Annotated in this window: 9 protein-coding genes; 4 read left to right on the top strand and 5 right to left on the bottom strand. The window is 48.1% G+C overall.

All coding sequences use genetic code 11. The annotated features are described in order from the left end of the window. Positions 1-197 precede the first annotated feature (197 nt). Together dcuC and pepT are read right to left on the bottom strand one after the other, a co-directional pair. Complete coding sequence (gene dcuC, locus FDW97_RS12635; protein WP_038637951.1) at positions 198-1559, bottom strand: C4-dicarboxylate transporter DcuC; 1362 nt, start codon at positions 1557-1559, stop codon at positions 198-200. After that, positions 1556-2812: a peptidase T gene (gene pepT, locus FDW97_RS12640; protein ID WP_038637948.1), complete on the bottom strand. Its 1257-nt coding sequence runs from the start codon at positions 2810-2812 to the stop codon at positions 1556-1558. The genes dcuC and pepT overlap by 4 nt, the downstream gene beginning before the upstream one ends. A gap of 1400 nt (positions 2813-4212) precedes the next feature. On the opposite strand from pepT, the gene FDW97_RS12645 reads away from it, so the two are divergent. Then, complete coding sequence (locus FDW97_RS12645; RefSeq protein ID WP_042310296.1) at positions 4213-4470, top strand: YjhX family toxin; 258 nt, start codon at positions 4213-4215, stop codon at positions 4468-4470. 10 nt (positions 4471-4480) lie between these two features. Further along, positions 4481-5227: a cyclopropane-fatty-acyl-phospholipid synthase family protein gene (locus tag FDW97_RS12650; RefSeq protein WP_069323894.1), complete on the top strand. Its 747-nt coding sequence runs from the start codon at positions 4481-4483 to the stop codon at positions 5225-5227. A 43-nt stretch (positions 5228-5270) separates the two neighbouring features. Here FDW97_RS12650 and FDW97_RS12655 read toward each other — a convergent pair whose 3' ends face one another. Further along, positions 5271-5846 carry a DJ-1/PfpI family protein gene (locus tag FDW97_RS12655; RefSeq protein ID WP_087857002.1) on the bottom strand — a complete coding sequence of 192 codons (576 nt, stop codon included), beginning with the start codon at positions 5844-5846 and terminating at the stop codon, positions 5271-5273. A 951-nt stretch (positions 5847-6797) separates the two neighbouring features. Here FDW97_RS12655 and FDW97_RS12660 point away from each other — a divergent pair. Next, the gene (locus FDW97_RS12660) at positions 6798-9020 is read left to right on the top strand and encodes an EAL domain-containing protein (protein ID WP_137351117.1); all 2223 of its coding nucleotides are present in this window, start codon (positions 6798-6800) and stop codon (positions 9018-9020) included. Positions 9021-9206: 186 nt separating this feature from the next. Here the strand turns inward: FDW97_RS12660 and FDW97_RS12665 are convergent, their stop codons facing one another. Further along, positions 9207-10595 carry an APC family permease gene (locus tag FDW97_RS12665; protein ID WP_038637934.1) on the bottom strand — a complete coding sequence of 463 codons (1389 nt, stop codon included), beginning with the start codon at positions 10593-10595 and terminating at the stop codon, positions 9207-9209. Between the two features lie 343 nt (positions 10596-10938). Continuing rightward, complete coding sequence (locus FDW97_RS12670; RefSeq protein WP_085047687.1) at positions 10939-12357, bottom strand: glutamine synthetase family protein; 1419 nt, start codon at positions 12355-12357, stop codon at positions 10939-10941. Positions 12358-12568: 211 nt separating this feature from the next. Here FDW97_RS12670 and puuD point away from each other — a divergent pair, with 211 nt between their 5' ends. Further along, the gene (gene puuD, locus FDW97_RS12675) at positions 12569-13333 is read left to right on the top strand and encodes a gamma-glutamyl-gamma-aminobutyrate hydrolase (RefSeq protein ID WP_003838709.1); all 765 of its coding nucleotides are present in this window, start codon (positions 12569-12571) and stop codon (positions 13331-13333) included. Positions 13334-13335 lie beyond the last annotated feature (2 nt).

Genomic DNA, 13335 nt, shown 5'->3' on the forward strand with positions numbered 1-13335 from the left:
ATCTCAATGTAAAAAAAGAGCCATGAAACACATTATTTTTATTAATCATTTATAGTTGACAAGATTGACCACAAATAATAAGAATCGCTCGATAAAGATGAAAACTAATAATTATCCCGCGTAATCAATACAACAATGTATCAAACCAGAAAACCTCCAGATTCAATAAACCGGAGGTTTGTCTGGGCCTGCAATTGTTAGTAGAAAATACCGATGATTAGCGTATGCGTAACAAAGCCGACAATCAACGGTACGGCGGTGCGTTTAACCACATCGAATGGAGTTATTTTTGCCCCGCTGGAAACGGCGATCACGACGCCAGATACCGGTGAAATGGCTCGTCCCATATGCGATGCCTGCTGCATCGGCAGAATCATGGCCACGGCGTTCGCCCCCATACTGGCAGCGATTTGCGGGATAAGCTCAACGAACGCAAGAAATGGCGCATTACCCGATCCCATAATGATAGCCGCCGCAAGCGTCACCAGCGCAAACACCACCGCCATGGCAAATGGCGGCAATCCCACGTGTTCGGCCATCAGGATTAATTGATCAATCGCACCAATGACTTTAATACCATGAGCAAAAACCCCCGCCGCAACCAGCAGGCCTACCACACCGGTAAAGGCAGTCCCCATTCCTTTCAGAAAATGGCTAAATCCTTCGCACACCGCCTTTAAATCTCGCACCCGCAGCCATTCAATCAACATACAAATAGCCATTGAAATAAGCACAATGGTAATGATATTCAGGTTAATACCACTGACGAACATTTCAGAGGATCCCACTGCCATCAGTATTGGAAGCATGGGAAGCAGCGCATAAAATGCGGGCGCAGTTCCTGAGTCAGTCACTTCAGCGCTACCGATTTCCCGTGGTAAGGTCCCCGCTTTGCGGTCGCAATAGCGCTGCCAGAAAAAATGGCAGACACCCACGACCAAAACGGTAGCCAGAGCAGCCGGTCCCTGGTGGTAGACCACGTATTCCACCACATCCATATTGACCGCTTTCGATCCCCTGATAGCATCGATTGCCGTTGGGGTATACGCCACGCCCAGCGAGGTGGCAATTACCCCGGCAGCAGAGGCAGCGGAAAGCCCTAATCCCAGCATAATGGGGAACATTGTTCCCATCAGCAGTACGGCGAGTCCAGTGGCTGAAGGAATAGCTAACTGCAAGAGACTGGCGAGCAGGTACGAGAAAAAAAGCAGAATATAGGGCGAACGCAGCGCACGCAGAGGTTTTGTGACGACACGCACCACCGCCTCATTGGCGCCGATATGATCCATGTAGTGCGCAAATCCCATCAGCGCCATGATCATCAGGCCAAGATCGGCGGCTCGCGTGCTGAAGAGATCGCGCATAACCTCGAACGGATCGAGAAAGGAAATCCCCGTGCCAGCAACGCCTTTCGGTAGTACGGACCCCCACCCGGTGAGAGCGGTGCAAATCATCAGCACCAAACCCGCAATAAATAGCACGGGTTCCGCACGATAACCTTTCAGAATCAGACGAGCGACCACCACGATAACCAGCAGGGCAATTAACACCTGAATCATGACTGAGCTCTCCGCTGCGTGAACTCAGCAAAGGTTTCCTCAATGACCGCAACCACGACATCGCTGGCGGCCCGCAGTGAACGCACCGGCAGATATTCATAAATAGAGTGAAAATTATGGGCGCCGGTAAAAATATTCGGGCAAGGCAATCCTTTCTGCGATAAAACCGCACCATCATATCCGCCGCGCATGGCGACAGGTGCCGGGGTAATCCCACATTTCTGATAGGCGCGTAATGCAATATCAATCGGGTAGTGAGCATCACCCTGCAAACTATTGAACACGTTCGCATAGCGATCGGCTAAATGACAGACCACGCTATTTTCGCCCCATAGTGCGCAGGTACTGACGGCAAGCTGACGGATAAATGCCATACGCGCCTTATAGCCTTCTTCAGTGAAGTCGCGGATATCCAACTTAAGCACCGTGCGGGCGCTGTTACCCTGCAACTGCTTAACCCAGTAATAACCTTCGCGCCCTTCCGTATATTCAGGCGCTTCTCCGCCAGGCAGCATCGCAATAAACTTATGCGCCATCAGCAGCGAGTTCTTCAGCTTACCTTTGGCTGACATGGGGTGCGCAGACTGGCCGGTAAAGATAATTTCCGCATCGCCTGCATTCCAGTTCTCATAAACAAACTCGCCGATACCGCAACAATCCAGGGTGTAACCAAAATCAGCGCCGAAGCTGGCAACATCAAAAGCTTTTGCGCCACGCAATCCTTGCTCTTCATCAGGCACAAAACCCACCTTCACCGGTCCATGTTTGATTTCCGGATGTGCCACCAGATACTGTAATGCGTTCATAATTGCAGCGATGGCTGCTTTATCATCAGCCCCTAACAGGCTGGTTCCGTCAGTGACCAATAGATCATCACCGATATAATTTTTCAGTTCCGGGAACTCGCTTTCGCGCAGAAAAATATTCAGTTCTTTGTTCAGGCACAAATCCCCACCGCTATAGTGAAGACGTTGCGCATTTGTGTCCGCAGTCTGTTCCGCGCTGGTATCCAGATGTCCAAAGAATGAAACGACAGGAACCGTGTCATCGGTGTTCCCGGGCAGTGTAGCCGTTACGATGGCGGTATCCCTGACCTCAATGTTTTCCATTCCTAATGCTTCAAGTTCTGCTGCAAGCAATTTTGCCAGTACCATTTGACCAGCAGAAGAAGGCATTATCCCATTTGCGCCATTTTCTCTTGAAGTCGTGGTATTAATTTTGGTGTAGTTGATAAAACGTTCAACAATATCCATTCCAGGAGGTCCTTTAATATTTAATTGACGAAATACTGTGAGAGGGGCTCGCGTACAGCGCGAGTGATATTAAACAGGGAACCAGATAAAATCAGCGTTCATCCCGGAACGCTGATTTTATGAACATTACGACGTTGATTTATACCCTAAATAATTCGAGTTGCAGGAAGGCGGCGACGCAGCGAATTCCCAGGAGCATACATAAGTACGTGACTGGGCGAGCGATGAAAGCCAACGCACATGCAGCTCGAAGTATGACGGGTATATATATGAATATAATGAAATGAGTCATTACGTCGGTGACAAAAACGCCTTACTGATGGGTAAAACCATACTCCCTGTCCATGTTCACTGCTATTTCCCATGGTGTTTAGCTAACAGAAATCATAAACGGCACTCGTAAGCCCAAGAGATAATAGAAATCATTTAGACTCCACTTCTCTATACCGGCCCAAGAGATAGCATTGCTATATTTTTTTAATGAACGAATACGGTGTCAGCAACATGCAACCGTTTGCACTTCTCTAGAAATAGCCACTTAGCGCACTAAAATCCGTGAGCAAACTCACAATTATATCAATAGCAAAAATTTCTATCATACTGAAAAACCGTGAATTATAAGAAATGCTATATAGTCCCCTGGTAAATAGATTCATTATGATACTATTCGACATTACCTTATTATCGATGGATAATACTTCCCTAACCGTTAATTTTAAACATTACCTACCATAATATTGGTATATATTGGTGATTAATAAAATCCTGCACCGGCAAAAAAAACCTCTGCCCTGAGAAGAGATTCAGGGCAGAGGTAATACGGGTGTTAAGGACAGATTTATAGTTTTAGTGATAACGGAAGAGCTTCTTGCGGAACCGAGTATACACAATTCATCGCATTAAGAAAATTCTTAAAATCAATTAATCACAAATTCGGTCGAAAACCATTAAAATAATAAAAAACGCCTTATCAAAACAGCAAATAAAGCGACAAAAAGATTAATCCATCCTAATCAATTGCGTGGCCCCAAATGCGCTCACAGTGCCGCGTTACCACAGATAACACCTTATGCGCAGACAGAATATCAAATTAATTTAATATTTTAATAGACACCTGACATAACAAAAATTTGCAGTTAATAAAGTCACTAAACGCTATAACTCGCTATAGATCACATTTTATGTACAAGGAGTTTTCTCTGGAGATTCTGGCTGGTATGATTCATCAGGTAAATACCTTTCAACTCAACCCGAGGCTTTGATGCTGGAGAATGTAATCATCAGATAATCAGCTTGCCGACCTTTTCAGGACGGACTGGTTATCAATGCGCCGAAATCGAATGCGGACACCGCAGTGTGTTTGCACGTTTTGCACATGATGATTAAACAGGTTTTCCAGTATGAATTTATCCCGTCAGGAACAACGTACCTTACACGTTCTCGCCAAAGGTGGTCGTATCGTTCACGTCCGCGACGCCTCAGGCCGCGTCACCTCCGTCGAATGCTACAGCCGCGAAGGACTACTGCTCTGCGACTGCACCCTCGCCGTGTTCAAAAAACTCAGAACCAAAAAGCTGATCAAATCTGTCAATGGACAGCCCTATCGCATAAATACTACCGGGCTGAACAACGTTCGCGCCCAACTGGATAATCGCTAAGGAGAGAGAGATGGATATCCCAAAAATTTTTACTATCAGCGAAAGCGCTCATCGCATCCATAATCCGTTCACCGCGCAGAAATACGCCACGTTAGGCCAGGTGCTGCGCATGGAACCGGGAACCCGCATTCTGGATCTCGGCAGCGGCTCGGGCGAGATGTTGTGCACCTGGGCGCGCGATCATGGCATTTTCGGCATCGGTATCGATATGAGCCAGCTGTTTAGCAAGCAGGCAACGCTGCGCGCAGCAGAACTGGGCGTCAGTCAGCAGGTGAGTTTTGTTCACGCCGATGCAACGGGCTATATCGCTGAAGAAAAATGCGATATTGCCGCCTGCGTGGGCGCAACCTGGATTGCAGGCGGCGTCGCCGGAACGGTCAGACAACTGGAGCAGAGTCTTAAGCCTGGCGGAATCATACTCATCGGTGAACCGTACTGGCGCCAGATACCCGCAACAGAGGAAATCGCCCAGTCCTGCGGCGCGACCGCTGTCGCCGATTTTCTTTCCCTGGCGGAACTCATTGCTTCTTTTGACCCGCTCGGCTATGACGTGGTTGAAATGGTTCTGGCTGACCAGGAAGGTTGGGACAGGTACGAGGCGGCAAAATGGTTGACGATGCGCCGCTGGCTGGAAGCTAATCAGGACGATGAGTTTGCAACTGAAGTCAGGGAGCAACTGAGAAGTTCACCGGGACGCCACGTCACCTTCACCCGGGAATACATTGGCTGGGGCGTGTTCGCACTCATGAAGAGGTAAGATGTGTGGTCGGTATAGCCGGGAGGTTATACCGACTTGCTCATCACTTTGCCGCTGGCTGCATTAATACTTCAACAAATTTAGCCAGCCACTGCGGATGCGCGGGCCAGGCTGGCGCAGTCACCAGATTACCGTCGACGTAGGCTTGATCAATGCCGATATCCGCATAATGTCCGCCGCTCAAACGCACTTCAGGCGCGCAGGCCGGATAGGCGCTACAGGTACGGTTTTCTAATATCCCTGCTGCCGCCAATAGCTGAGGGCCATGGCAGACGGCGGCGATAGGTTTACCCGCTGAGTTGAAATCCTGCACCAGTTGAATGACCTCCGGGTTCAGACGGAGATATTCCGGAGCGCGCCCGCCGGGGATCACCAACGCGTCGTAATCAACGGCCCGTGCTTCGGCAAAATTCGCATTCAACGTAAAACGGTGTCCCGGTTTTTCGCTGTAGGTTTGCGCCCCATCAAAATCATGAATCGCCGTTTGAACGTAATCCCCCTGACGCTTATCCGGACAGACTGCATCAACACGATGGCCCAGCATTTGCAACGCCTGGAAAGGAACCATCGTTTCATAATCTTCGACATAATCGCCAACTAACATCAGTATTTTCTTCATTCACGTCCCCCACTCACGGTTATTAATGATGAGAAATAGCGGCCATCTTTACTATAGTCCACGCGATAGGCGACATTGATAAATACAGCAGAACATTCGGTCTGATCACAATCTGCGCCAAGGCCCGCCAGATGGCGGCCTCAACGTAAACCTGCATGGTAAAATAGAGTTAATAAATATAAATTATATAGCTGAGAAGTTTTAATATCAGCCAGCACCATCCATAACTTAATTATTTAATAAAATTATGCGCACACGCGTTATTATCTATTATTATTTTATTCGCCTGCAGTCAGGTGAAAATACGCAAAGATTATTCCCATGATGACAAGATATTCGTTCGTCAGGCAAGGATTGGGTATGCTACTCGCCACGTGCCTGTGCGGGCCGTCGGTCAATCGGCTGGCGGCGTTGGAATTCACTGTGCGACGTAGCAGTTGCCCTGTTAATCATTCGCGATGGCATGTTTTGCAGGAGAGTGGGGAGACTCGCGTTCCTGGCCACAAAAAAAAGATTTCCTTAGAAAGGTATGACCACAGAGTAACTTAAAAAACAAAGCAACAAAATTAACAATAATGAAATAAATAATACTAATTAATAACACTTCAATAGCTTTCATCGATCTTTCATCGTATTTACGATCTGCCAAACCTATCGTTTAAATCTATCAAAATATTTATATTGATCGTTTTTATCGATCGTATATTCTGTATGAAATAAATGCTATTGACGGCATTTTTATTACCAGCGCAGTCAGAAAAATTCTTCTCTCTTGCGTTGTGTCGCACCAGAAAATTATCAAGGATTACGCTTAAAAATTTACATAACATCTATTCAAATAGATTTCAATTAGCAAGAACATCCAAAAATACACATTTTCAGCACCCGGGCTAACAGGTTTTAAGTAGCTTGCTTACATTGAGAGCGGTGATAACTCACTGAGAATTGCGCATGATGATATCGTTAAAAAAAACGGAAAATATAAATTTCGTTAATACATTTAAAGACTATTTTTGTGTAGGCATCGCATTTTTTGCTTTACAGTTTGTCGCTGGTCATCTCAGTAAGCAGGAAGATATTGCGGGTGTAACCCTGCATTTTTACGATCTCACTTTACCTCTCATTTCCGCATTACTGGTTTTATACAGGCAAAAGGCATTCCCCATTTTAGGTGCCTTTTTCTTGTATGCGCTCTACTCTTACTCATTAGATTCGCTGCTAACGTTATCAGCTCAGGCACTGGCCGCACTCATTAGCCAGACATTCTATGTGTTCTCGACAGGTAAACGAAGTGCCGTAAGCTTTGGCCGCAGCCAGCTTACAACCCTACGTATTGTTTGGCTGGTGTGCTGCAATTCCTTACTCTTTATCTCGATTGAGCACTGGTTCCAGTCGCGAGTTATTTCTGAACCAATGACTCATCTTTTTACACTGCAAACATTAATTAACTTGCAGTGGTTGATGAACTCTTGCCTGACAGGGATCCCTTTTTGTTACCTGTTGCTCAGAAGCGTTCAAAATCCAGTGTGGTGTATTTTACACATCAGGCATGTGAAGACATTGATAAAATCCGGCCCACCTATTTTATGTCAAGTATTATGGCTGGTCCTGTTAGTCTGCATTATGTCCGCTTTGATTGTCAGCAGACAGGATATACTCATATTTACTGACTACTCATTACTGTGGCTTCTTCCGCTCATGCTATGGGGAGTGATCTGTATTGGTCATGCTTTCATATCCCCTGTTTGGGTAGCGATGCTCATCTTGCTAGGATATAACATAAATAGTTATATCCCACCCGCTGACGATAAAAACTATTTACATAGTCTGGTGATTTCTTCTACGGTCGTGTTTGTCTTTTCGCTGACGATTGTCGTTGCTGGTGTACTTGCCATTCGTAACCGAAAATACCTCCGACGCCTTAAACAACTTTTTAGATCAGAGCCTAATACTGGACTGCCTAACTTTCAGGCCCTGCAAATGGATATTCGTAAATACTCAACTGAGTGTCTGTGTTACATCCGTTGTACTGAACTGAACACGCTAGAGCAAACGCATGGTATCGAGTTCCGTTTTGAGTTTGTAAAAGGGTTAAGCACCTATGTGCGTAAATTAATAAGCGGTGACGATAATATCTATTATGCCCCAGGTCACGGGATAATTCTTCGCCTTAATGCCATACCTGACATTTCTGAACTGTATAAAAAACTAAACTCTTTCCGTTTTATTTGGAAAGACTACCAATTGGGGTTATCTTGCGGTATGGCGTATACCACTGAGAAAAACCTGATTAAAAATTTATCGCTAGCTATTAAGCAGCTTAATACCCAAAGTTACATCTCGTTGATGCAGGGGCAACCGTTATTACTCAACCCACAAATGCCGGGTGATAGAATTGTCAGTCAGGCTGTGATTCGTCATATGTTGCAAAAAGCTATCGACAGACAATCGTTTGAACTTATGGCTCAACCTATCGTATCAACAATGTTGGTTGTTCAACCGATCGTGTCAACCACTGGACTGACACGTTATCACGAGATACTTATTCGGATAAAAATGGTTGATGGTAAATTAATCTTTCCAGATACCATCCTACCGGTTGCACGCGAGGCAGGACTACTCCCTGCGCTGGATATCACCGTGATTGAACAGACATTTCGTTTTATACAGTCACGGCAGAAATCTGAACCCAACAGCCATTTTTCTATTAACCTGACCCCAGATTCGCTTAATAAAATTGATTTTCTTGATAATGTTTTCACCTTGTTTAGAAAATACGCCATCGCACCGGAACGTATCATTTTTGAAGTCATTGAATCAGATATCATTGATAACGCCAATGTCACTGATGTTCTGAGAGCATTACGTAAAGCCGGTTCGAAAATTGCTATTGATGATTTTGGAACCGGAGCATCCAGTTATTCTCGTTTACGAACGTTAGACGCTGACATTCTGAAGATTGATGGCTCATTCATCCGTAATATTCTGACCGATGAGTTTAGTCGATGCGCGGTCAGATCATTCTGCGAAGTGGCGAAACTGAAAAAAATGGAAGTCGTCGCGGAGTTTGTTGAAAATGAGGAAATTGAAAAGATGCTAATCACGATGGGTATTGGTTGGTTACAGGGATATCATATAGGAAAACCCGTTCCTATAGAGTTAGCTCAATTGTAATTCAGTTATTATAATAATAATTATCTTACAACATTGATTCACTTACCGGCTCCCGTGCCGGTTTTTTTATTGTCTAATGCAAGCTGTACATTAATTAAAGTAGCTATACCGCAACTGTCTGCCGCGGCATAGCGTATTTTATTTTTAGCCCAATTCAGCCGAAAGCTCTTGTTGATTCCGCTTCCATTACTCCCAGGCCCGCTCAGTTTTCGCCGCGTCAAACTGCGGCGGCGGCTTACGAAAACGTCCGGTCAGCCAGGCGAGATACACCAACCCTAACCCGGCCCATACCAGTCCCAGCGTCAGCGATGTCACCTCCAGATTGACCCACAGTACGGCAACCGTGGCGGCGCCAACCATTGGCAATACCAGATAGTGCAGTTTCTCCTGCCAGGTATGTTTACGTCCTTCACGCCGCCAGAAGTGGTTAAACACCGACAAATTGACGAACGTAAAGGCCACCAGCGCGCCAAAGTTAATCAACGCCGTGGCGGTCACCAGGTCAAAAAACAGCGCTGACAGCGCCACAATGCCGACCATAATGACGTTTAGCGCAGGGGTGCGCCATTTCGGATGGACATAACCGAAGTACTTCTCCGGGAAGACGTTATCGCGGCCCATCACGTACAGCAGACGGGATACACTGGCATGCGACGCCAGGCCTGACGCCAGCGTATTCACAAAGGTCGTACACAGGAAAATGGACTGGAACAGTTTGCCGCCGACATACAGCGCAATCTCCGGCAGCGCCGCATCCGGGTCTTTAAAGCGGCTAATATCCGGGAAAAACAGCTGCATAAAGAACGAAGCGGCAATGAAGATCAACCCACCGTACAGGGCGGTGAGGAAAATAGCTTTCGGGATGGTACGCGCCGCATCCGGCGTCTCTTCAGAAAGCGTCGTCACCGCATCAAAGCCCAGGAACGAGAAGCAGACGATAGTCGCCCCGGTGATAATCGGGATCAAATGCGCATTCTGGCTAATAAACGGTTGCAGCGACCAGACGGTGCCGACCCCTTCGCCTTTATGCAGTCCCTGTACCACGAGGAAGATAAACACGGCGATTATCGCCACCTGCACCAGCACAAACAGCGCATTGAAGTTCGCCACCAGATTAACGCTTTTCAAATTGGCCGCGGTAAGGATCGCCACGAACATCACCACCCAAATCCATGGCGCAACCTCCGGGAACAGCGCGGAGAGGTAAATTTTCGCCAGCAGGACGTTAATCATCGGCAGGAAAAGGTAGTCAAGCAGCGACGACCAGCCAACCATAAACCCCACATGCGGATTGATGGCTTTTTGCGCGTAGGTGTAGGCCGAACCGGCCTGCGGAAACTGGCGTACCAGCTTACCGTAACTGATGGCGGTGAACAGCACCCCCGCCAGGGCCAGCAGATAGGAGGCCGGAACATGGCCATTGCTGACGCCCGAAACAATCCCAAAGGTGTCAAACACCGTCATCGGCGTGAGATAGGCCAACCCCATCACCACCACCTGCCACAGCTTCAGGGATTTTCGCAGTTGTGTTTTGCCCGGCTGGGCTGCAACGTCCACAGGAGAATTAGTCGACATAGCGATCCTCCCCGCAACGAGTCCAGGTCTGCGTTCGAAACGTTGGTAACGCAAACCTGAGTCGTGTCGGGGCGGATCTCCAAAAGTAAGGCGTCAATGTCGTACGGCAAAGGTGTGGTCCGTACTTACTGCGGGAGCCATGGATGCTCACGCGGGGCTGGTTTTTAAACACTGGCATCATCACATTTCCTCGTCACAAACTCTGTCGGTTATCTGAAGACCCGTTGTCGCCCGCGCTCCATTACGCGACATCCGGGAAATGGCAGGTATTCCTGCAATTTTTACGGGCTGGCTCCGCTCAGCCCGCATGATGCGACTTCTTTTTAAATGACCTGTACGACGGTCAGGCGTTTTTCAACATCCACTCAATTTCAGTGTCGGTGATAAGACGTTCAAACTGGATTAATTCATCGTTTTTACAGGCGTGATACACGTGGCTAAAACGCTCACCCAATAATTCACGCAGACTGTCGTTTTGCATAAACTCCCACAGCGCATCGCTCTGACGGATCGGGAACGGCAAACCTTCCTGCTCCAGTCCGTTGCCTTCCACCTCTTCCTGTAACGGCAGCTCGTTATCCAGACCATGGAGGATCCCGGCCAGAATGGTCGACATCACCAGATAAGGGTTGGCATCTGCCCCCGCCACACGGTATTCAACCCGATGATTATCACGATCGCCGCAGGGAATGCGCAGCGCCACAGTACGGTTGTTATGCCCCCAGGAGGCCTGGGTAGGGACGTACATCCCCGGCTGGAAGCGACGATAAGAGTTCACATTTGGCGCCAGCAGCGCCATTGACGCGGGCATCAGATCAATCATCCCGGCAAGCGCACGCTTAAGTAACGCGGAATCATCGCCATTAGCATCGGCCAGCACGTTCTCGCCTTTGTTATTCATAATGCTGATGTGGATATGCATCCCGCTACCGGCATGCTCCTCATAGGGCTTTGCCATAAAGGTGGCATGCATCTTATGTTTCTCCGCCACCAGCCGCACCAGGCGCTTCAGCGCCAGCGCATCGTCACAGGCGTCGAGTACGTTATCGGTATGGATGAGATTGATTTCAAACTGACCAGGAGATGCTTCGGCCACCGCACCGTCGGCCGGGATCAACTGCAGACGGGCCAGTTCGTCGATATCGTTCAGCACATCAGCAAAGTGGTTCAGGTTATCAACGGAGTAAACCTGACTTTGGGTATTACGATCGTCCGTTCCCGGCGCGCATGGCGGCTGCAGATAACCTTCGGGATCGCGCTTGCGATCGAGTAAATAGAACTCCAGCTCTACCGCTACGACGGGGAACAAACCGCGCTGGCGCATTTTCTGCCAGAGTCGGTTGAGAACGTTCCGCGGCTCAACGTCAAAGGGAGCGCCATCTTCATCCAGCATTGTCAGCATCATCTGGCCAATAAATTCCGGATCGGCGGCCGAAGGGGTTAACGTTCCGAGCACCGGCACACAGGTCCTGTCCGGTTCGCCAAGTTCTTGTCCTAACCCCGCCTCTTCCACCACATTGCCCAGAATGTCCATCGCGAACACCGATGCGGGAAAATAACAGCCCTTCTCTAACTTAGACAATCCCGACACGGGAATGCGTTTACCGCGAAAACAGCCGTTAAGGTCGGTTAACAGCACATCGACAAACTGCGTGTTGGGATAACGTTCCAGATATTGCTTCACTTCGCGCGCAAACGCGCTACTTCGCCTCTCTTCAGAATGCTGAACAAAATTCTCAACTTCTACGATATTGGTTTCCATGATTCACCGCCGTTGGCCTGGTAAGCTTTCTGTGATTTGACTGTTAAATATAATGTCCACCCTTCGACTCTGGATGCAAACAATTTGTTTGTCAAATGTTAAATTAAGTTTGCTAGAAGGTTATTACGCTGCTAGATTGAGAAAATAATGAACGGAATTGCACAACAAGGAACCGTTTGGCAATAATTTATTCCAAAACGTGAGGTCGATCATGGGCAATATATTTGACAAGCCAGTTATTGGTGTAGTGATGTGTAGGAACAGGCTTAAGGGTCATGAGACCCAGACTCTGCAAGAAAAGTACCTGAATGCGGTTTTGAATGCCGGTGGATTACCGATAGCGTTACCTCATGCGCTCGCGGAGCCAGAATTACTGAATGCGCTGTTACCAAAACTGGATGGTATCTTCCTGCCTGGAAGCCCAAGCAATGTGCAACCGCACCTCTATGGTGAAAATGGCGATGAGTCTGACGCCGATCCGGGGCGTGATCTTCTGAGCATGGCGCTAATTACCGCCGGGCTCGAAAGGCGCATTCCCATTTTCGCCATCTGCCGGGGCTTACAGGAATTAGTTGTCGCCACTGGCGGGACTCTGTATCGTCGCCTGTGCGATCACTCACAGTTCCTGGAACATCGTGAAGATGCGGAACTCCCGGTGGAGCAGCAATACGCCCCATCTCATGAAGTCCAGGTTCAACAGGGAGGATTGCTGTCGCAATTAATACCAGGTTGCAGCACGTTTTGGGTTAACTCCTTACATGGTCAGGGCGCAAAAACGCTTGGCCCGCAGCTGCGTGTGGAAGCACGATCGCAGGATGGATTAGTGGAAGCGGCCAGCGTTCACGACCATCCTTTCGCGCTCGGCGTGCAGTGGCACCCGGAATGGAACAGTAGCGAATACGCCCTGTCGCGTTTGTTACTTGAAGGTTTTATCACCGCTTGTCAGAACCACCTCGCTGAAAAACAGCGACTCTGACC

The organism is Citrobacter sp. wls708, from assembly GCF_005281255.1.
GTDB classification, from domain to species: Bacteria; Pseudomonadota; Gammaproteobacteria; order Enterobacterales; family Enterobacteriaceae; genus Citrobacter; species Citrobacter werkmanii.